18 protein-coding genes, 5 tRNA genes and 1 pseudogene are annotated in these 17,034 nt (G+C 71.5%); 8 read left to right on the plus strand and 16 right to left on the minus strand.

The features are described 5' to 3' along the window. Positions 1 to 1,617: pseudogene (locus ACWDEN_RS16305) on the plus strand (hypothetical protein); the annotation flags it as partial. Positions 1,618 to 1,627: 10 nt separating this feature from the next. On the opposite strand, the gene ACWDEN_RS16310 reads toward ACWDEN_RS16305, so the two are convergent. Beyond that, positions 1,628 to 3,409 carry a DAK2 domain-containing protein gene (locus ACWDEN_RS16310; protein ID WP_450859484.1) on the minus strand — a complete coding sequence of 594 codons (1,782 nt, stop codon included), beginning with the start codon at positions 3,407 to 3,409 and terminating at the stop codon, positions 1,628 to 1,630. A 257-nt stretch (positions 3,410 to 3,666) separates the two neighbouring features. Here ACWDEN_RS16310 and rpmB point away from each other — a divergent pair, with 257 nt between their 5' ends. Continuing rightward, positions 3,667 to 3,852: a 50S ribosomal protein L28 gene (gene rpmB, locus ACWDEN_RS16315; protein WP_009190838.1), complete on the plus strand. Its 186-nt coding sequence runs from the start codon at positions 3,667 to 3,669 to the stop codon at positions 3,850 to 3,852. A 119-nt stretch (positions 3,853 to 3,971) separates the two neighbouring features. On the opposite strand, the gene thiD is transcribed toward rpmB, so the two are convergent. Next, positions 3,972 to 4,757, minus strand: coding sequence for a bifunctional hydroxymethylpyrimidine kinase/phosphomethylpyrimidine kinase (gene thiD, locus ACWDEN_RS16320; protein ID WP_450859485.1), 786 nt, complete (start codon positions 4,755 to 4,757; stop codon positions 3,972 to 3,974). Next, on the minus strand, positions 4,754 to 5,719 hold the full coding sequence (locus ACWDEN_RS16325; protein WP_228622989.1) for a thiamine-phosphate kinase: 966 nt from the start codon (positions 5,717 to 5,719) through the stop codon (positions 4,754 to 4,756). The genes thiD and ACWDEN_RS16325 overlap by 4 nt, the downstream gene beginning before the upstream one ends. Before the next feature lie 247 nt (positions 5,720 to 5,966). Here ACWDEN_RS16325 and ACWDEN_RS16330 point away from each other — a divergent pair, with 247 nt between their 5' ends. Then, positions 5,967 to 6,200 (plus strand): Lrp/AsnC family transcriptional regulator, encoded by a 234-nt coding sequence (locus tag ACWDEN_RS16330; protein ID WP_003997603.1) that lies wholly within the window; start codon positions 5,967 to 5,969, stop codon positions 6,198 to 6,200. 20 nt (positions 6,201 to 6,220) lie between these two features. Further along, positions 6,221 to 6,742, plus strand: coding sequence for a DUF3515 domain-containing protein (locus ACWDEN_RS16335; RefSeq protein WP_351620842.1), 522 nt, complete (start codon positions 6,221 to 6,223; stop codon positions 6,740 to 6,742). A gap of 12 nt (positions 6,743 to 6,754) precedes the next feature. Here the strand turns inward: ACWDEN_RS16335 and ACWDEN_RS16340 are convergent, their stop codons facing one another. The 3 genes from ACWDEN_RS16340 to ACWDEN_RS16350 are packed head-to-tail and all read right to left on the minus strand — an operon-like array spanning position 6,755 to position 9,767. Next, complete coding sequence (locus ACWDEN_RS16340; RefSeq protein WP_450859486.1) at positions 6,755 to 7,912, minus strand: D-alanine--D-alanine ligase family protein; 1,158 nt, start codon at positions 7,910 to 7,912, stop codon at positions 6,755 to 6,757. A gap of 59 nt (positions 7,913 to 7,971) precedes the next feature. Then, entirely contained in the window at positions 7,972 to 8,982 is a 1,011-nt protein-coding gene (locus ACWDEN_RS16345; protein WP_450859487.1) for an NAD(P)H-dependent glycerol-3-phosphate dehydrogenase, read from the minus strand. Further along, positions 8,979 to 9,767 (minus strand): lysophospholipid acyltransferase family protein, encoded by a 789-nt coding sequence (locus ACWDEN_RS16350; protein WP_351620834.1) that lies wholly within the window; start codon positions 9,765 to 9,767, stop codon positions 8,979 to 8,981. Before ACWDEN_RS16350 ends, ACWDEN_RS16345 begins: the two co-directional genes overlap by 4 nt. 154 nt (positions 9,768 to 9,921) lie before the next feature. Here ACWDEN_RS16350 and cofC point away from each other — a divergent pair, with 154 nt between their 5' ends. Together cofC and ACWDEN_RS16360 are read left to right on the plus strand one after the other, a co-directional pair. Further along, positions 9,922 to 10,563: a 2-phospho-L-lactate guanylyltransferase gene (gene cofC / locus ACWDEN_RS16355; protein WP_351620832.1), complete on the plus strand. Its 642-nt coding sequence runs from the start codon at positions 9,922 to 9,924 to the stop codon at positions 10,561 to 10,563. Between the two features lie 57 nt (positions 10,564 to 10,620). Next, the gene (locus ACWDEN_RS16360) at positions 10,621 to 10,824 is read left to right on the plus strand and encodes a hypothetical protein (RefSeq protein WP_351620829.1); all 204 of its coding nucleotides are present in this window, start codon (positions 10,621 to 10,623) and stop codon (positions 10,822 to 10,824) included. Positions 10,825 to 10,894: 70 nt separating this feature from the next. Here the strand turns inward: ACWDEN_RS16360 and ACWDEN_RS16365 are convergent, their stop codons facing one another. From ACWDEN_RS16365 to leuC, 4 genes are all read right to left on the minus strand, one after another. Then, positions 10,895 to 11,545 (minus strand): HU family DNA-binding protein, encoded by a 651-nt coding sequence (locus ACWDEN_RS16365; protein ID WP_351620826.1) that lies wholly within the window; start codon positions 11,543 to 11,545, stop codon positions 10,895 to 10,897. Positions 11,546 to 11,681: 136 nt separating this feature from the next. Continuing rightward, on the minus strand, positions 11,682 to 11,912 hold the full coding sequence (locus tag ACWDEN_RS16370; protein ID WP_351620823.1) for an SCO5555 family protein: 231 nt from the start codon (positions 11,910 to 11,912) through the stop codon (positions 11,682 to 11,684). Between the two features lie 262 nt (positions 11,913 to 12,174). After that, positions 12,175 to 12,768 carry a 3-isopropylmalate dehydratase small subunit gene (leuD, locus tag ACWDEN_RS16375; protein ID WP_351620820.1) on the minus strand — a complete coding sequence of 198 codons (594 nt, stop codon included), beginning with the start codon at positions 12,766 to 12,768 and terminating at the stop codon, positions 12,175 to 12,177. A 6-nt stretch (positions 12,769 to 12,774) separates the two neighbouring features. Beyond that, positions 12,775 to 14,199: a 3-isopropylmalate dehydratase large subunit gene (gene leuC / locus ACWDEN_RS16380; RefSeq protein WP_351620817.1), complete on the minus strand. Its 1,425-nt coding sequence runs from the start codon at positions 14,197 to 14,199 to the stop codon at positions 12,775 to 12,777. A 209-nt stretch (positions 14,200 to 14,408) separates the two neighbouring features. On the opposite strand from leuC, the gene ndgR reads away from it, so the two are divergent. After that, the gene (ndgR, locus tag ACWDEN_RS16385; RefSeq protein WP_030577649.1) at positions 14,409 to 15,125 is read left to right on the plus strand and encodes an IclR family transcriptional regulator NdgR; all 717 of its coding nucleotides are present in this window, start codon (positions 14,409 to 14,411) and stop codon (positions 15,123 to 15,125) included. Positions 15,126 to 15,200: 75 nt separating this feature from the next. Here ndgR and ACWDEN_RS16390 read toward each other — a convergent pair whose 3' ends face one another. Beyond that, positions 15,201 to 15,710, minus strand: a complete 510-nt coding sequence (locus ACWDEN_RS16390) for a DUF4188 domain-containing protein (protein WP_450859488.1) — start codon at positions 15,708 to 15,710, stop codon at positions 15,201 to 15,203. A gap of 83 nt (positions 15,711 to 15,793) precedes the next feature. On the opposite strand from ACWDEN_RS16390, the gene ACWDEN_RS16395 reads away from it, so the two are divergent. Continuing rightward, positions 15,794 to 16,438: a MerR family transcriptional regulator gene (locus tag ACWDEN_RS16395; RefSeq protein WP_351620811.1), complete on the plus strand. Its 645-nt coding sequence runs from the start codon at positions 15,794 to 15,796 to the stop codon at positions 16,436 to 16,438. 51 nt (positions 16,439 to 16,489) lie between these two features. On the opposite strand, the gene ACWDEN_RS16400 is transcribed toward ACWDEN_RS16395, so the two are convergent. The 5 genes from ACWDEN_RS16400 to ACWDEN_RS16420 all read right to left on the minus strand — a co-directional run bounded on the left by ACWDEN_RS16400 (position 16,490) and on the right by ACWDEN_RS16420 (position 16,951). Further along, a tRNA-Glu gene (locus tag ACWDEN_RS16400) sits at positions 16,490 to 16,562 on the minus strand. Between the two features lie 28 nt (positions 16,563 to 16,590). Next, a tRNA-Gln gene (locus ACWDEN_RS16405) sits at positions 16,591 to 16,662 on the minus strand. A 21-nt stretch (positions 16,663 to 16,683) separates the two neighbouring features. Next, positions 16,684 to 16,756: transfer RNA gene (locus tag ACWDEN_RS16410), tRNA-Glu, on the minus strand. Between the two features lie 29 nt (positions 16,757 to 16,785). Next, positions 16,786 to 16,858 (minus strand) — tRNA-Glu (locus ACWDEN_RS16415). Between the two features lie 21 nt (positions 16,859 to 16,879). Beyond that, positions 16,880 to 16,951: transfer RNA gene (locus ACWDEN_RS16420), tRNA-Gln, on the minus strand. Positions 16,952 to 17,034 lie beyond the last annotated feature (83 nt).

A 17,034-nucleotide genomic window follows, 5' to 3' on the forward strand; every position in this document is an offset into this window, starting at 1 on the left:
CCGGCCACCGGCGGGGCGGTATCCCCTCGGCCGAAGCCCGACGACGCCGCACCCGGCGAGCCCGTCACCGACGAGCCGGCCACCTCCCGGCCGGGGCCCGAGGGCAGCCTGCCCGGCGAACCGGCCTCCGGTGGGCCGGCCGGCGATCGGTCGGGGGCCGAGGACGGCATGCCCGGCGGGTCGTCCTCAGGAGGGGTGGGCGCCCAGCGGCCGGCGCCCGAGGACGGTGTGCCCGGGGAGTCGGTCTCCGGCGGGGCCGCGCAGGAGTGGGCGCCGGATGGGCTCGAGCGGGCCGAGAAGGCCGTGGGTGAGGTGTTGGCGCTGGTCGGCGGGCGGGGCTCGGACGATGTGCGGTTGGCCGCTCGGGCCGCGGAGGCGCGGGGCATGCTGGCCGAGCTTGCCGGGATGCGCGGGGACTCCGGGCGGGCCGCGGAGCTGTTCCGGCGGGCGGCCGACGCGTACGTGGGCGCCGGGCTGCCGTGGTTCGCCGTGGAGTACGAGGTGCAGGTCGCCGCACTCGCCCACCAGGCCGGTGACCCGGCCGGGGCCGAACGGGCGCTGCGGGCCGCGCTGGAGCACGGCGGGCCGTACGTCGAGCCGGTCGGGCGGGCCCAGCTGCATCTGCAGCTCGCCGAGGTCGTCGGTGCCCGGGGTGGGACCGCCGAGGCCGCCGAGCACGCGCTGGAGGCCGCGCACTGGGCCGACGAGGCGGGCGAGAGCGGCACGCTGGGTGCCTGGGCGCGGCAGCAGCTGGGCGGGTTCCTGCTGCGGCAGGGGCGGTTCGCCGAGGCCGCCGAGGTGCTGGAGTCGGCGCTGGCCGACCTGACCGCCGAGACGCACGGGGACGGGGCCGTCGTACAGGCGCGGTGGTGGCTCGGGGACTGTCTCGGCGAGCTCGGCGAGCACCGGGCGGCGGCCGAGCACCGGCTGCGGGCGGCCGAGACCGCCCGGCACTGGCCCGAGCAGCAGGACCACGCCACCCTCGCCCACCTCGCCGCCGAGTCGCTGGGCAAGGCCGGTCTGCCGGCGGAAGCCGACCGGGCTTACGCGCGGGCGGGTGAACTGTGGCGCGCACTGGGCAACCCGGCCTTCCTCGTCCGCTCGCTGCGCGCCCGCGGCTGGCTGGCCCTGCGCGGGGACGGCGGAGCGGAGAGCGCACGGGCGCTGATGGCGGAGGCGGTCCGCGAGTGCGAGCGGGCACGGGAGGCAGCGGCCGATCCGGTGTCCCGGGAACAGCTCACGGACGAACTCGCCCACACCCATCGCCAGTTCGGCGACCTGCTGGCCCGCTCGGCGATCGAGCGGGACGAGGAGGACGGGGAGGACGGGGAGCGGGAGCAGGGCGAAGGTGGCGTGATCCAGGACGAGTTCGAGGCGGCGCTGGTCCAGATGGACCGGGCGGCCGCGCTGTTCGGCGCGCTGGGCGTGGACGGGCTGCACGACCGTACCGGTGCCGAACTCGCCGCCGGGCGGCTGGAGGCCGGCCTCGGCCGGCCGGCCGAGGCGGCGGCACGCGCGCGTGCCGTGCTCGCGGCCTACGAAGGTGCCGACGACGAGGACGAGACCGTCCGGGCGCGGCGGGCGGAGGCCACCGGGATGCTCGGGCTCGGACAGTGAGGGCGCGGGGTCACTCCACGCCGATGAGCAGCAGGGTCCCCTGGCGGCCGCCCCGGTACACGACCGTGTCCACGGCGAGGTAGGACTCCCGTACGCGGGCCTCGAGGTGCTCGGCGACGGTCTCGGGGGCCTCGTCGCCGACGACGAGGGTGACCAGCTCGCCGCCGGCCTGGAGCATGCGGTCCAGGACGGTCGCGGCGGTGGCGGTGACATCGGCGCCGATCACCGCCACGTCGCCGTCGATCAGCCCGAGCACGTCCCCGGCCTGGCAGATGCCGGCCGTGGTCCAGGACTGGTGTTCGGCGACGACGACCTCGGCGTACCGGGTGGCGCCCGCCGCCGCGGTCATCTGGACCACGTCCTCGTCGAACCGGCGCTCCGGCTCGTGCACGGCGAGCGCGGCGATGCCCTGGACCGCGGAGCGGGTCGGGATCAGGGCCACCCGGATGCCCTCGGTGCGGGCCTGCTCGGCGGCCGCGGCGGCCGTGTGGCGCAGCTCGGCGTCGTTGGGCAGCAGGACCACCTCGCGCGCGTGGGCACGCCGTACGGCCTGCACCAGCTCCCCGCTGGCGGGCGGCTCCCCGGGGCGCGCGAGGACGGTCGTGGCGCCCGCCTCGGTGTACAGCCCGGCCAGGCCCTCGCCCGGTACGACGGCGACGACGGCCCGCTGGGCGCGCTCGCGCGGGGGCCGCTCGCCGCCGGTGTGCACGTCCCCGAGCCCGAAGTGCGTGATCCGGATCCGGTACGGCCGCCCGGCCTCCACGCCCGCCTCCACGGCGGCGCCCGCGTCGTCGACGTGCACATGGACGTTCCACAGGCCGTCGCCGCCGACCACGACCAGGGAGTCGCCGAGCGCGTCGAGGCGCTCCCGGAGCCGGGCCACGGCCGTGTCTGCCGCCTCCAGCAGATAGATCACCTCGTAGGCGGGCCCGCCGGTCTCGGTGGCGTCGGCGCACAGGCCGGCGTCGGACATGCCCTCCCCGCGCGCGTGCCCGCCGGGAACCGCGTCCGCGGCCTCCCCCGCGACCAGGGCCTGCGGGGTCTGCCGTACCACCAGGGTCCGCGGGGTCTCCGACGCCGCCGGGACCTCCCACGCCGCCGAAGCCTCCCGTGCCACCGGAGCCTCCCGCACCGCCTCCCCCGTGAACGCCTCCACCAATGCCCCCAGCACCGCCACGAGCCCGCGTCCGCCCGCGTCGACCACCCCGGCCCGGCCGAGCACGGGCAACTGGCCCGGAGTGGCCGCCAGGGCCGTCCGCGCGCCCTCGTAGGCCGCCCGCGCGACCGTGCCGCAGTCGCCCTCGGTCTCCTCGGCGGCCTCGGCGGCGGCCGACGCGACGGTCAGCACCGTGCCCTCGACGGGGTGGGCCACGGCCTGCCGGGCGGAGTCGGCGGCCCGCCGCAGCGCCCGCCGCAGCGCCGCGCCGTCGATGTGCGGCGTCTCGCGCCCGATGTCGTCGGCGAGCACCTGCGCCATGCCGCGCAGCAGCTGCGCCAGGATCGTCCCGGAGTTGCCGCGGGCCCCGATGAGCGCCCCGTGGGCCATCGCGTGCACGGCGTCCGCCAGGGAGGGCTCCCCCGCACCCGTCCCGTACCCGGCGAACACCGCCTCCACGGCCGTGGCCGCCGATTCCACGGTGAGGTAGAGATTGGTCCCGGTGTCGCCGTCGGCCACCGGATAGACGTTGATCGCGTCGATCTCCTCACGCGCGCGACCGAGCGCTCCGAGTGCCAGACCGCACCAGCTGCGCACCGCGAGAGCATCGAGGAATGTCTGCGGCACCTGCGCCACCTGCGCCTCCCTGAGCTGGCTGAACGTGGTCGCAGCGTAGACCCAGGAACCCTGTCCACCGGAAGAGGGCCGGGAGCGGTGCCCTGAGCTGCCATGGTAGTTTCGTTGTACGGGCGCAGCCGTTGTATGCTGCTCCGGTTGCCCGATCCGATCGGGCCGTTCCCCTGGCAGCGCCACTCAAGATCTCAGGTCTTAGGATCTCGATCCCGGCATGCCGGGATTAACCGTAAGTGCATCTGAAGTCTTTGGAGTGACCCGTGGCTGCCAACTGCGACGTCTGCGGCAAGGGGCCGGGCTTCGGCAACAACATCTCGTTTTCGCACCGCCGTACGTCCCGCCGCTGGAACCCGAACATCCAGCGTGTGCGTACCGTGGTCGGCGGGACGCCGAAGCGCGTGAACGCTTGCACCTCGTGCATCAAGGCCGGCAAGGTCTCGCGCTGACGCTACAGCTGAGCGCGCGGCCACTGCCTGGTTCGCTGCACTGAGCCGGTCCACCTGAGGGTGGGCCGGCTTTTTGCCGTACCCGGAGCTTTTTGCCGTAGCCGGAGCTCTCGGCGGGGTCACCCCCGCAGCCGCCAACCGTGATCCACCGGCCCGATCCCCGCGCCGAGCGCGAATCCGGCGGCGATCGCCCCCGTGACGTACTCCTTGGCCGCCGTGACCGCCTCCGGCACGGAGAGCCCCTTCGCCAGCCCCGACGCGATGGCCGAGGCGAGCGTGCAGCCCGTGCCGTGCGTGTGCCGGTTGTCGTGGCGGGGCGCACGCAGCCGGTACTCGGCGACACCGTCCGTGAGCAGGTCCACGGCGTCCCCGGGCAGGTGCCCGCCCTTGATCAGCACCCAGCGCGGCCCGTATTCCAGCACGGCCGCCGCGGCCGGTCGCAGATCGTCCTCGGACTCCACGCGCACCCCGGTGAGTTGTGCCACCTCGTCGAGGTTCGGGGTCGCCACGGTCGCCACCGGGAGCAGCTTCGTCCGTACGGTGTCCAGCGCGGACGCGGCCAGCAGCGCATCGCCGTGCTTGGAGACGCCCACCGGGTCCACGACGGCCGGAGCGTCCGTGCCGGAGATCAACTCGGCGACCGCCTCGACCAGTTCCGCGGAGGCCAGCATGCCGGTCTTGACGGCCTGGACGCCGATGTCGTCCACGACACTGCGGTACTGGGCCCGTACCGCCTCCACGGGCAGTTCCCAGGCGCCCTGCACGCCCACGGAGTTCTGCGCGGTCACCGCCGTGATCACGCTCATCCCGTGCACGCCGAGCGCCAGCATCGTCTTCAGGTCGGCCTGGATGCCCGCTCCGCCCCCCGAGTCGGAGCCCGCCACGGTCAGCACGCGAGGGATCACGACTCGATGTCCCCGAAGTGGTCCCAGCCGCCCTTGCTGGTCCAGGGCGCCCCGTCGACGGTCACCTGCGGCAGCGCGGAGGGGTTGAGGACCTCGCCGATGACCTTCCAGCGGGCCGGCAGCTTGGTGTCCGACGGGAAGGTCGCGACGATCGCGTGGTCCTCTCCCCCGGTCAGCACCCACTGCAGCGGGTCGACGCCGACGGCCTGCCCGATGTCGTTCATCTGGGTCGGGATGTCGATCGCGCCCGAGCGGATGTCGATGCGCACCTTGCTCGCCTCGGCGATGTGCCCGAGGTCGGCGATCAGTCCGTCGCTCACGTCGCACATCGCGGTCGCGCCGAGCGCGGCGGCGGCCGGGCCCGCGTGGTAGGGCGGCTCGGGGCGGCGGTGGGCCTCCACGAAGGCCCGCGGGGAGCGGAAACCCCGGGAGAGGACCGCGTAACCGGCCGCGGACCAGCCCAGCCAGCCCGTGACGGCGACCAGGTCGCCGGGCTGGGCACCGGCCCGGGTGACGGGCTCCTGGTTGCGCAGATCGCCGAGCGCGGTGATCGACACCATGATCGTGTCGCCCCGCACGACGTCGCCGCCGACCACGGAGGCGCCCGCGACCTGGCACTCGTCACGCAGGCCGTCCATCAGCTCGCTGGGCCAGGTCACCGGGAGTTCGGCCGGGACGACCAGACCGAGCAGCAGGGCGGTCGGTACGGCGCCCATCGCGGCGATGTCGGCGAGGTTCTGCGCCGCCGCCTTGCGCCCGACGTCGTACGCCGTGGACCAGTCGCGGCGGAAGTGCCGCCCCTCCAGCAGGATGTCGGTGCTCGCCACCACCCGGCGGTCGGGCGCGGCGACCACCGCGGCGTCGTCGCCGGGGCCGATCCGGACCGCCGGGGTGGTGGTGAGACGGGAGGTGAGCTCCCTGATGAGCCCGAACTCCCCGAGCTCACCAACAGTGCCCTTCATTGCCCTTGCTCCCCTTCTCTGCCATGCCGTGCCCAGTCGCGCGTCATCAGTGTCCCCGATACGGTCGAGGTGACTGTCGGTACGGTCCGGAAGACCGTCGGAACGGCCCTTGCGACCGTCAACTTCCGTCGTGCCTGCACCCTGGCGCGCAAGCCCGGTTCCCGCAGGTCTCCCCGCGGGGAGCGGCGACGCGATACCGTGGCGTTCCTTTTCCCCACATGATCCTCGTGGCCGCCCTGGAGGTTCCGTGGTACAGGCGTACATCCTGATCCAGACGGAGGTCGGCAAGGCGTCGACCGTCGCCGAGACGATCAGCAAGATCCCTGGAGTGATCCAGGCAGAGGACGTGACGGGACCGTACGACGTCATCGTGCGCGCCCAGGCCGACACGGTCGACGACCTCGGTCGCATGGTGGTCGCCAAGGTCCAGCAAGTGGACGGCATCACCCGCACCCTGACCTGTCCGGTCGTGCATCTGTAGCCCCCGTCTACGCTTGGCCGGTGAACATCTCCCGTCACCGGCCCCTCGGCCTGCTCGCACCCGCGCTCCTGATCGCGGTCGCGGGCTGCTCCTCGGCAGACGACAGCGCCGCCGTGGCGGTTCCCAGTCCCGACGCGAAGACGGCGCCGGTGTGCCGGGCCCTGCACCGGGTGCTGCCCCAGAAGCTCGACGGGCGAAGCCGCAACGACCCCGGACCCCGGTCCGCCTATACAGCGGGCTGGGGAAACCCGGCGATCATACTGCGCTGTGGTGTCGTACGGCCGCCGAAGATGATCGATCCCAAGGTGGCCGAGGGCGGTGACCCCGACGCCATCGCGGGCGGGGTGAACGGCGTCGACTGGCTGATGGAGAAGCAGAGCGACGGCACCTGGCGGTTCACCACCGCGGGCCGCGTGGCATACGTGCAGATCGGGCTGCCCAGGGGCATGTCCGCGCAGGAGGAGGGCACGGCCGTGCTCACGGATCTCGCCGCGGCCGTGAAGAAGGCGATCCCCGAGGGGATCGCCTCCATGCGCGGGTGACTCGCGGGCTGCTCAGCGCAGGCCGGTCGAGCGGCGCAGCGCCGCCTGCACCAGGCGGTCGATCAGCTCCGGGTAGCTGACGCCGCCGGCCTGCCACATCTGCGGGTACATCGAGATGGGCGTGAAGCCGGGCAGGGTGTTGATCTCGTTGATCACGAACTCGCCGTCCTCGGTGAGGAAGAAGTCCGCGCGGACCAGACCCTCGCAGGAGACCGCCTCGAACGCCTCGACGGCGAGCCGCTGCACCTCGGCGGTCTGCTCCGCGGTGAGCGGCGCCGGGACGATTCCGGGCGTGGAGTCGATGTACTTGGCCTCGAAGTCGTAGTACGCGTGCGCGTCCGGCGGAGGGATCTCGGCCGGGACGGAGGCGCGCGGGCCGTCCTCGTACTCCAGGACGCCGCACTCGATCTCACGGCCCCGCACGATGGCCTCGACCAGGATCTTCGGGTCGTGGGCCTGCGCGGTGGCGATCGCCTCGTCCAGGCCGGACAGGTCGTCGACCTTGGTGATGCCGATGGACGAGCCCGCGCGGGCGGGCTTCACGAACAGCGGCCAGCCGTGCTCGCCGGCGAAGTCGACGATCTTCTTGCGGGCGGTGGACTCGTCCCGCTCCCACTCGCGCGGCCGGATCACCACGTACGGGCCGACCTTGAGCCCGTAGGAGGTGAAGATCCGCTTCATGTACTCCTTGTCCTGGCCGACGGCCGAGGCGAGCACACCGGCGCCCACGTACGGCACCCCGGACAGCTCCAGGAGGCCCTGCAGGGTGCCGTCCTCGCCGTAGGGGCCGTGCAGCACCGGGAAGACCACGTCGACCTCGCCGAGCGCCTTGGGCACCGAGCCGGGCTCGCTGTAGACGACCTCGCGGTTCGCGGGGTCGACGGGGAGCACCACGCCGCCCTCGTGCGACTCCGCCAGTTCCTCGACGTCGGGGGTGCGGCGGTCGGTGATCGCCATGCGCTCCGGCTCGTCGGCGGTCAGCGCCCACCGGCCGTCCCGGGTGATGCCGATCGGCAGGACGTCGTACTTCGTCCGGTCGATGGCCTTGAGGACGGCGCCCGCGGTGACCACGGAGATCCCGTGTTCGGAGCTGCGGCCGCCGAACACGACGGCCACGCGCGGCTTGCGGGGCTGCTGCTCAGGGCTCTGGGGGAGGTTCTCGGTGCTCATATCGCGTTGAGAGTACCCGTTGGTAGAGCCCGGATACAGCGTCGGCCCGGGGGGTTCGCTCAGCGTCGTTCCGGCTTCGCGCTGCGCGACATCAGCTCCTTGACGGCGGCCACCGGGGACTTGCCCTCGTGGACGATCGCGACGACCGTCTCGGTGATGGGCATGTCGACGCCGTGCCGCCGGGCCAGATCCAGCACGGACTCGCAGGACTTGACGCCCTCGGCGGTCTGCTTGGTGACCGCGATGGTCTCCTGCAGGGTCATGCCCTTGCCGAGGTTGGTGCCGAAGGTGTGGTTGCGGGACAGCGGCGAGGAGCAGGTCGCCACCAGGTCGCCGAGGCCCGCGAGTCCGGAGAACGTCAGCGGGTCGGCGCCGAGCACGACACCGAGCCGCGCGGTCTCGGCGAGGCCCCGGGTGATGAGCGAGCCCTTGGCGTTGTCGCCGAGCCCCATGCCGTCCGCGATGCCGACGGCGAGCCCGATGACGTTCTTCACGGCACCGCCCAGTTCGCAGCCCACCACGTCGGTCTCCGTGTAGGGCCGGAAGTACGGCGTGTGGCAGGCGGCCTGGAGGCGCTGGGCGACGGACACGTCGGTGCAGGCGACCACGGCGGCGGCCGGCATGCGGGCGGCGATCTCACGGGCCAGGTTGGGTCCGGTGACGACCGCGATGCGGTCGGAGCCGACCTTGGCGACGTCGTCGACGACCTCGCTCATCCGCATGGTGGAGCCGAGTTCGACGCCCTTCATGAGGGAGACGAGCACGGTGTCCGGGGCGAGCAGCGGGGTCCACTCGGCGAGGTTGGCGCGCAGGGTCTGGGAGGGGATGGCGAGGACGGTGAATTCGGCGTCGCGCAGGGCCTCGGCCGGGTCCGAGGTGGCTCTGAGGTTCTCCGGGAGTTCGACACCCGGCAGGTAGTCGGGGTTGGTCCGCGTCGAGTTGACGGCCTCGGCCAGCTCGGGGCGGCGGGCCCACAGGGTCACCTCGCAGCCCGCGTCGGCGAGGACCATACCGAAGGCGGTGCCCCATGAGCCGGTGCCCATGACCGCCGCCTTGACCGCCTTGCTCACTTGCCCTGCCCCTCCGGTTCCTTGCCCTTGGCCTGCGCTGTCTGCGCCGTCTGCGCCTCGGTGCGGCGCCGCTGTTCGATCCGCTCGCGGCGGGGGTCGTAGGGCGTCTCGGGCGCCTTCTCGCCGCGGATCTCCTCGAGTCGGCGGGTGATGGCCGCCATGATGACCTCGGTGGCTTCCTTGAGCAGGTCCGGGGTCATCTCCTTGTCGTAGAAGCGCGAGAGGTCCACGGGCGGGCCCGCGAGCACGTGGTGGGTCTTGCGCGGGAAGAGGTTCGGCTTCTTGGCGTACGGCGGCAGCAGTTCGTTGGCGCCCCACTGGGCGATCGGGATGACCGGGCACTTGGTCTGCAGGGCGACGCGGGCGGCACCGGTCTTGCCGGTCATGGGCCAGCCGTCCGGGTCGCGGGTGAGGGTGCCCTCGGGGTAGAAGGCGACGCACTCGCCGCGCTCCACGGCGTCGATCGCGGCCCGGAAGGCGCTGAGCGCGTCCGTGGACTCGCGGTAGACGGGGATCTGCCCGGTGCCGCGCATGGCGGCGCCGACGAATCCCTTCTTGAAAAGCCCGCTCTTCGCGAGGAATCGCGGAACCCGCCCGGTGTTGTACTGATAGTGCGCGTACGCGAAGGGGTCCACGTGGGAATTGTGGTTCACCACGGTGATAAATCCGCCCTCGGCCGGAATGTGCTCCATTCCGCGCCAGTCCCGCTTGATCAGAACGACCAGCGGCGGTTTGCAGAGCACCGCGGCGAAGCGGTACCAGAAGCCGATTCTGCGGCGGGGCACAAGGACACCTTCCTCTAGAGGCTGCCACCCCGGCGGGGGCCGCACGATTGTCGCCCCGTGCCGCCGGTCTGTCGAGAACACCGTACGCCCCGTCACCGACAGCGCCAGGTGGCGCGGGGGACAATGATCGAGACGAGAGAGGGACGGTACGCCGGTGCAGTGGACCTTGGTCATCCCCCTGAAGCCCCTGTCGCGGGCCAAGAGCAGGCTCTCGGACACCGCGGGCGACGGGGTGCGCCCAGGGCTGGCGCTCGCGTTCGCCCAGGACACGGTGGCCGCGGCGCTGTCCTGTACGGCCGCCGTGGCGGATGTGGCGGTCGTCACGGACGACGGACGGGCGGCGCGCGAGCTGGCGGCACTGGGCGCGCGGATCGTCCCGGACGCGCCGGGAAGCGGCCTGAACGCCGCGCTGGCGCACGGCGCGGCGGCCGTGCGCGGAATACGCCCGCGCACACCCGTTGCCGCCCTGAACGCCGATCTGCCGGCGCTGCGCCCGGCGGAACTTGCCCTCGTCCTGGGCGCGGCGGCGGAGTTTCCCCGGGCGTTTCTCGCGGATGCGGCGGGACGGGGCACGACATTGCTGGCCGCGGGGCCCGACGGGGAATTGCAGCCGGAGTTCGGCATTGATTCCCGTGCCCGGCACCGGGGCTCGGGGGCGGAGGAACTCCGGCTCACGGGCGTGGATTCGGTACGGCAGGACGTGGACACGGGGGACGATCTGCGGGCGGCACTGGCCCTGGGCGTCGGCCCGCATACGGCTGCGGTGTCGGCGGGGTTGCTGATCCCCGGATTCTGAGCGCACGGCCGCGGCCTCACGGCGCATCCCGCAGCGGCGGACATTAGGCTGGCCTTCATGCAGGCCACCGCATACACCTACGATCCCCAAACCCGCAGCGGAAAGGTGCTCCTCGACGACGGCACCCCCGTACCCTTCGACGCCCCGGCGTTCGACGCGGGCGGCCTGCGGCTCCTGAGGCCGGGGCAGCGGGTGCGGATCGAGACGGAGGGATGCGGGGACGCCCTGCGCATCACCCTCGTAACCCTTCAAACGCTGTAACTGCCCTTACACACGCCGCGGGCCGGGCTCCCAGGGGAGTCCGGCCCGGCGCGTGAGTGCCCTGGCGTCCTTACGACGTCGCCTTGCGGGCGGTGGCCTTCTTGGCGGTGGTCTTGCGGGCCGTCGACTTCTTGGCCGGGGCCTTCTTCGCGGTGACCTTCTTCGCCGGGGCCTTCTTGGCCGTCGCCTTCTTGGCGGTGGTCTTCTTCGCCGCGGTGGTCTTCTTGGCGGCCGCCGTGGTCTTCTTGGCGGGCGCCTTCTTCGCCGTGGTCTTCTTCGCGACGGCCGCCTTCTTCGTCGGCGCCGCCTTCTTGGCCGTGACCTTCTTCGCGGCCGCCTTGGTGGTCTTCTTCGCGGCGGCCTTCTTGACCGTCGCCGCGGCGCCGCCGGTCAGGCTGCCCTTGGGCGCCTTCTTGACCGAGACCTCGCCGCCGCGCGGCAGCTTCTTCGAGCCGCTCACCAGGTCCTTGAAGCCCTGACCGGCGCGGAATCGCGGCACGGAGGTCTTCTTGACCCGAACCCGCTCGCCCGTCTGAGGGTTGCGGGCGTAGCGGGCGGGGCGGTCCACCTTCTCGAAGGACCCGAAGCCGGTGACCGAGACCCGCTCGCCCGCGACGACCGCGCGGACGATGGCGTCCAGGACATGATCGACAGCCTCGGCGGCCTGCTGACGGCCGCCGACCTTGTCGGCAATCGCTTCTACGAGCTGCGCCTTGTTCACGTCTTCCCCTTCGGAGACATCGCCAGAACGAAAGTGTTCAAGCTTTTTCGCACGTTAGGCAGATATATACCGCAAATCAAACACGAAACGGGCTTATCACCCTTGTGCCGCAACAGACTCGGTGGTCTCGGGCTGTTCAGTCGCCCTCGCCGGGGATCCGACCCTCGTCGAGGTCCGTGTTGAACCGCTCGAGCCGCCTTGCCGCAGCGGCGAGATCGTGCTTGGCCGCGGCCGTAATGACCAGCAGCTTCCGGGTCAGCGCCATCCGTACGCCCTCCGGGACTTGCAGTGCGCGCACCCTTGCGTGCGCTTCCTTGAGTTGGTTCGCGACCGCCGTATAGAGCTGGAGTTGGCCGTCGTGTTCCATGCACAGATTGTGCCATCTGGGGCGAGTTGTCGCCTGCGCAGGGGGCAACTGCCGCCTCAAATGGCCTTCCAGGCACTTGCGGAGGACGCGATCCCAGCACTCACGTACCCAGGCAACGGCCTTCGTAACGTGGCAAGTTGAGCGCGGAGCGAGAAGCTCACGGGGCCGTTCGGGTCCAGACACGGCCGTACCCCCGATCGTGGCGATCGGGGGTACGGACGGGGTGTTGGGTGGCCGAAACGCGACCCGCTCGGGGGTTGGATCAGATCTGGAGCGTCCGCGGCTTGTACGACGGCCGCTTGGTCTCGTACGCGGCGATGTCGGCCTCGTTCTGGAGCGTGATGGAGATGTCGTCCAGGCCGTTCAGCAGCCGCCAGCGGGAGTTCTCGTCCAGTTCGAAGGGGGCGGTGATGCCCTCCGCGCGAACCTCACGTGCCTCAAGGTCAACAGTGACCTCAGCAGTGGGATCCTGTTCCGTCAGTTCCCACAGGGCGTCCACGATCTTCTGGTCCAGGACCACCGTGAGCAGCCCGTTCTTCAGCGAGTTGCCCCGGAAGATGTCCGCGAAGCGCGAGGAGATCACGGCCTTGAAGCCGTAGTTCTGCAGCGCCCAGACGGCGTGCTCGCGGGAGGAGCCGGTGCCGAAGTCGGGGCCGGCGACCAGGACGGTCGCGCCCTGCCGCTCGGGACGGTTGAGGATGAACTCGGGGTCCTTGCGCCAGGCCTCGAACAGCCCGTCCTCGAAGCCGTCCCGCGTGACCTTCTTGAGCCAGTGAGCAGGGATGATCTGGTCGGTGTCGACGTTGCTGCGGCGCAGCGGGACGGCCCGGCCGGTGTGGGTGGTGAAGGCTTCCATGATTTCTCAGACTCCAGCGGGCACGGGGGCGTCGGACAGGTCGGCGGGCGAGGCCAGGTGGCCCAGGACGGCCGTGGCGGCCGCGACCTGCGGCGACACCAGGTGCGTACGACCGCCCTTGCCCTGCCGGCCCTCGAAGTTGCGGTTGGAGGTGGAGGCGGAGCGCTCGCCCGGGGCCAGCTGGTCGGGGTTCATGCCGAGGCACATCGAGCAGCCCGCGTGCCGCCATTCGGCGCCGGCCTCCTTGAAGACCACGTCCAGGCCCTCGGAGACGGCCTGCAGACCCACGCGCGCGGAGCCCGGGACGACCAGCATCCGTACGCCGTCGGCGACTTTGCGGTCCTTCAGGAGCGCGGCGGCGGCGCGCAGGTCCTCGATGCGGCCGTTGGTGCAGGAGCCTACGAAGACGGTGTCCACCTTGATGGAGCGCAGGGGCTGTCCGGCCTCCAACCCCATGTATTCCAGGGCCTTTTCGGCGGCGAGACGCTCCGAAGCGTCTTCGTACGAAGCCGGGTCGGGGACGTTCGCCGAAAGCGGCGCGCCCTGGCCGGGGTTGGTGCCCCAGGTGACGAACGGCGACAGCTCGTCGGCGTTGATCACGACCTCGGCGTCGAACTCGGCGTCGTCGTCCGTCCTCAGCGTCTTCCAGTACGCGACGGCGGCGTCCCAGTCGGCGCCCTCGGGGGCGTGCGGGCGGCCCTTGAGGTACGCGAAGGTGGTCTCGTCCGGGGCGATCATGCCCGCGCGGGCGCCCGCCTCGATCGACATGTTGCAGATGGTCATCCGGGCCTCCATCGAGAGCTTCTCGATGGCGGAGCCGCGGTACTCCAGGATGTAGCCCTGGCCGCCGCCCGTACCGATCTTCGCGATGATCGCCAGGATCAGGTCCTTGGCGGTGACGCCCTCGGGCAGCTCGCCCTCGACGGTGATGGCCATGGTCCTGGGGCGGGCCAGCGGCAGCGTCTGGGTGGCCAGCACGTGCTCGACCTGCGAGGTGCCGATGCCGAACGCCAGCGCGCCGAACGCGCCGTGCGTGGAGGTGTGGGAGTCACCGCAGACCACGGTCGTACCGGGCTGGGTCAGGCCCAGCTGCGGGCCGACGACGTGCACGACGCCCTGCTCGACGTCGCCCAGCGGGTGCAGTCGCACGCCGAACTCGGCGCAGTTCTTGCGCAGCGTCTCCAGCTGGGCGCGGGAGACCGGGTCGGCGATGGGCTTGTCGATGTCGAGGGTCGGGGTGTTGTGGTCCTCGGTGGCGATGGTGAGGTCGAGGCGGCGCACCTGACGGCCGTTCTTGCGCAGCCCGTCGAAGGCCTGCGGGCTGGTCACCTCGTGCAGCAGGTGCAGATCGATGAAGAGGAGGTCGGGCTCGCCCTCGGCGCGCCGGACGACGTGGTCGTCCCAGACCTTCTCCGCGAGTGTCCTACCCATCGCTTTCCCTCCGGCCGGCAAGCGTCCACCGGCCCAACTAGAGATCTTGAGGAAGCGGCGACTGCCCTGCTGAGGGGCCCCATGAAGTCGTGATTCCGGGCGTCCACCGCCAAGCCCGTCGGTCTGCGGGCCGTTGTGTGATTCCAGAGTGGCGCGTTCCACGGAAAATTGAACTTGCGTTTCACAGAGTGAGACGCAAGTATCGTTGCATGGACAACAGTAGCGGCGTCGGCGTTCTGGACAAGGCGGCCCTCGTCCTGAGCGCTCTGGAGTCCGGTCCGGCCACCCTCGCGGGTCTGGTCGGCGCGACCGGACTGGCACGACCCACGGCTCACCGCCTGGCCGTGGCTTTGGAACACCACCGCATGGTGGCACGCGACATGCAGGGCCGTTTCATTCTCGGGCCGCGTCTCGCGGAGCTGGCGGCGGCGGCCGGCGAGGACCGCCTGCTCGCGACGGCGGGCCCCGTGCTCACCCACCTCCGTGATGTCACCGGCGAGAGCGCACAGCTCTACCGGCGCCAGGGTGACATGCGGATCTGTGTGGCCGCGGCGGAGCGCCTGTCCGGTCTGCGGGACACCGTCCCGGTCGGCTCCACGCTCACGATGAAGGCCGGCTCCTCGGCGCAGATCCTGATGGCCTGGGAGGAGCCCGAGCGCCTGCACCGCGGCCTGCAGGGCGCCCGCTTCACGGCGACGGCCCTGTCGGGAGTACGGCGGCGCGGCTGGGCCCAGTCCATCGGCGAGCGCGAGCCGGGCGTCGCGTCCGTCTCCGCGCCGGTGCGCGGCCCCTCCAACCGCGTGGTCGCCGCGGTGTCCGTCTCCGGGCCGATCGAGCGCCTGACCCGCCACCCCGGCCGTATGCACGCGCAGGCGGTCATCGACGCCGCCGCCCGCCTCTCGGAGGCCCTGCGCCGCACGGGCTGAGCCCGGACCCGGGAACACCGAGGAGGGCCTGCCCCAACGCCGCGGCAGGCCCTCCTCGCTCCCCCGATCCCCCGGTCAGCCGGTCTTCTCGGCCACCGGCGCCTTCTGCGACCGGTAGGCGAACCGGTCCTTCGCGTACCGCCCCCGCTCCTCCAGCGGGACCTGCCCGTGCGCGGCCGCGAGCCCGAACGCCGGCATGTCCCCGTAGATCGCCTCGTACGACCCCTCCGGCACGACGTACGCCTCGTGCCAGATCCCGACCTGTCCCCGCAGCTTCCCGGTCCGCTCCTTGCGGTTGAGCCGCGCCCAGGCCTTGTGGTGGAACGCGTCCGGCGCGGCCGCGTAGGCGTACAGCTTCTCCTTGGACTCCCAGTACTGCACGATGTAGTACGAGCGCGGAGAAGCCGTCAGCATGACACGGCTGCGCAGGCCCCGCGCCGGGTCCTTCTCCAGTTCGCGCAGCATGCGGAACATCGCGAGCATCACCGGCAGCCACAGGTGGACGGCCCAGAAGCGGTTGATGCGCATGCCGATCAGCAGGACGACGACCTCGCCCTTCGCGTCGGCGGTCGTACGGGACACCATGACGACTTCCCCCTCGTTGGCGAGCAGCGCTATCCAAGAGTTGATGCTTGGATAGTGCCGTTATCCAAGAAGGAGCGCAAGACGTGCGGCTGGCCGAACTGAGCAGACGCAGCGGTGTGTCCACCGCGACGATCAAGTACTACCTGCGCGAAGGCCTGCTGCCGCCGGGTCGCCAGATCAACACCACGACGGCGGAGTACGGGGACGAGCATCTGCGGCGGCTGCGGCTGGTGCGCGCGATGATCCAGGTCGGCGGGATCCCCGTGGCCACGGTCCGGGAGGTGCTGCGCAACGTCGACGACCACGCCCTGGGCCGCACCATCCGGCTGGGCGCGGCCCTGTGGGCGCTGCCGCAGGTGCCGGAGCCGGACGAGGAGGACGCCTTCGTGCAGGCGGCTCACCGGGAGGTGGACGAGCTGCTGGACCGGTTGGGCTGGTCGAACGCGAAGCTGCTGACGACGATCTCCCCCTCGTACCGCTCGCTGGTGGTGGCGGTGGCCGCGTTCCGCCGGCTCGGTTACGAGTGGGGGTTCGAACTGCTCGCGTCGTACGGCAGGTTGATGCACGAGGTGGCCAAACTCGACCTGGACTTCGTGGAGACGCATCCGTCGGAGGCGGAGAAGGTGGAGACGGCGGTGCTCGGCTCGGTGCTGACCGAGCCGATGCTGCAGGCGCTGCGCCGGCTGGCCCAGGAGGAGGAGTCGGGCCGGCGGTACGGCTTCGAGTAGGTCCGGATACGGCGAAGGCCCCCCACCGAGGTGGAGGGCCTTCCCTGCGCGTACCCCCGACCGGATTCGAACCGGCGCTACCGCCTTGAGAGGGCGGCGTGCTAGGCCGCTACACAACGGGGGCCTGGACGCTGCGTTTCCGCAGGTCCGAGCTGGTCTACCTGGACTCGAACCAAGACTAACTGAACCAGAATCAGTCGTGCTGCCAATTACACCATAGACCAATGATGGTTTAGACCAGTCAGTACCCCCGACCGGATTCGAACCGGCGCTACCGCCTTGAGAGGGCGGCGTGCTAGGCCGCTACACAACGGGGGCCCTAGCGATCCCGACAGGATCAGGATCAGTACCCCCGACCGGATTCGAACCGGCGCTACTGCCTTGAGAGGGCAGCGTGCTAGGCCGCTACACAACGGGGGCTTTGCAGATAAGCTCTGCGAGCTGGCCTACCTGGACTCGAACCAAGACTAACTGAACCAGAATCAGTCGTGCTGCCAATTACACCATAGGCCACTGGAACTCAAGCCCCTGCGGGGTCCTCGTTCTAGCTTGCTCCTCGGGGCTCCGGCCTTCCGGCCCGCTCCCCTCGGCGCAGG

It is taken from the genome of Streptomyces sp. NPDC001153, from assembly GCF_053598315.1.

Coding starts and splice junctions, on each gene's coding strand:
- ACWDEN_RS16325 (WP_228622989.1), bottom strand. CDS start 5,719: ATGAAGGGCACTGTTGGTGAGCTCGGGGAGTTCGGGCTCATCAGGGAG.
- ACWDEN_RS16340 (WP_450859486.1), bottom strand. CDS start 7,912: ATGAGCACCGAGAACCTCCCCCAGAGCCCTGAGCAGCAGCCCCGCAAG.
- ACWDEN_RS16360 (WP_351620829.1), top strand. CDS start 10,621: ATGCAGGCCACCGCATACACCTACGATCCCCAAACCCGCAGCGGAAAG.
- ACWDEN_RS16370 (WP_351620823.1), bottom strand. CDS start 11,912: ATGGAACACGACGGCCAACTCCAGCTCTATACGGCGGTCGCGAACCAA.
- leuD (WP_351620820.1), bottom strand. CDS start 12,768: ATGGAAGCCTTCACCACCCACACCGGCCGGGCCGTCCCGCTGCGCCGC.
- leuC (WP_351620817.1), bottom strand. CDS start 14,199: ATGGGTAGGACACTCGCGGAGAAGGTCTGGGACGACCACGTCGTCCGG.
- ndgR (WP_030577649.1), top strand. CDS start 14,409: ATGGACAACAGTAGCGGCGTCGGCGTTCTGGACAAGGCGGCCCTCGTC.
- ACWDEN_RS16390 (WP_450859488.1), bottom strand. CDS start 15,710: ATGGTGTCCCGTACGACCGCCGACGCGAAGGGCGAGGTCGTCGTCCTG.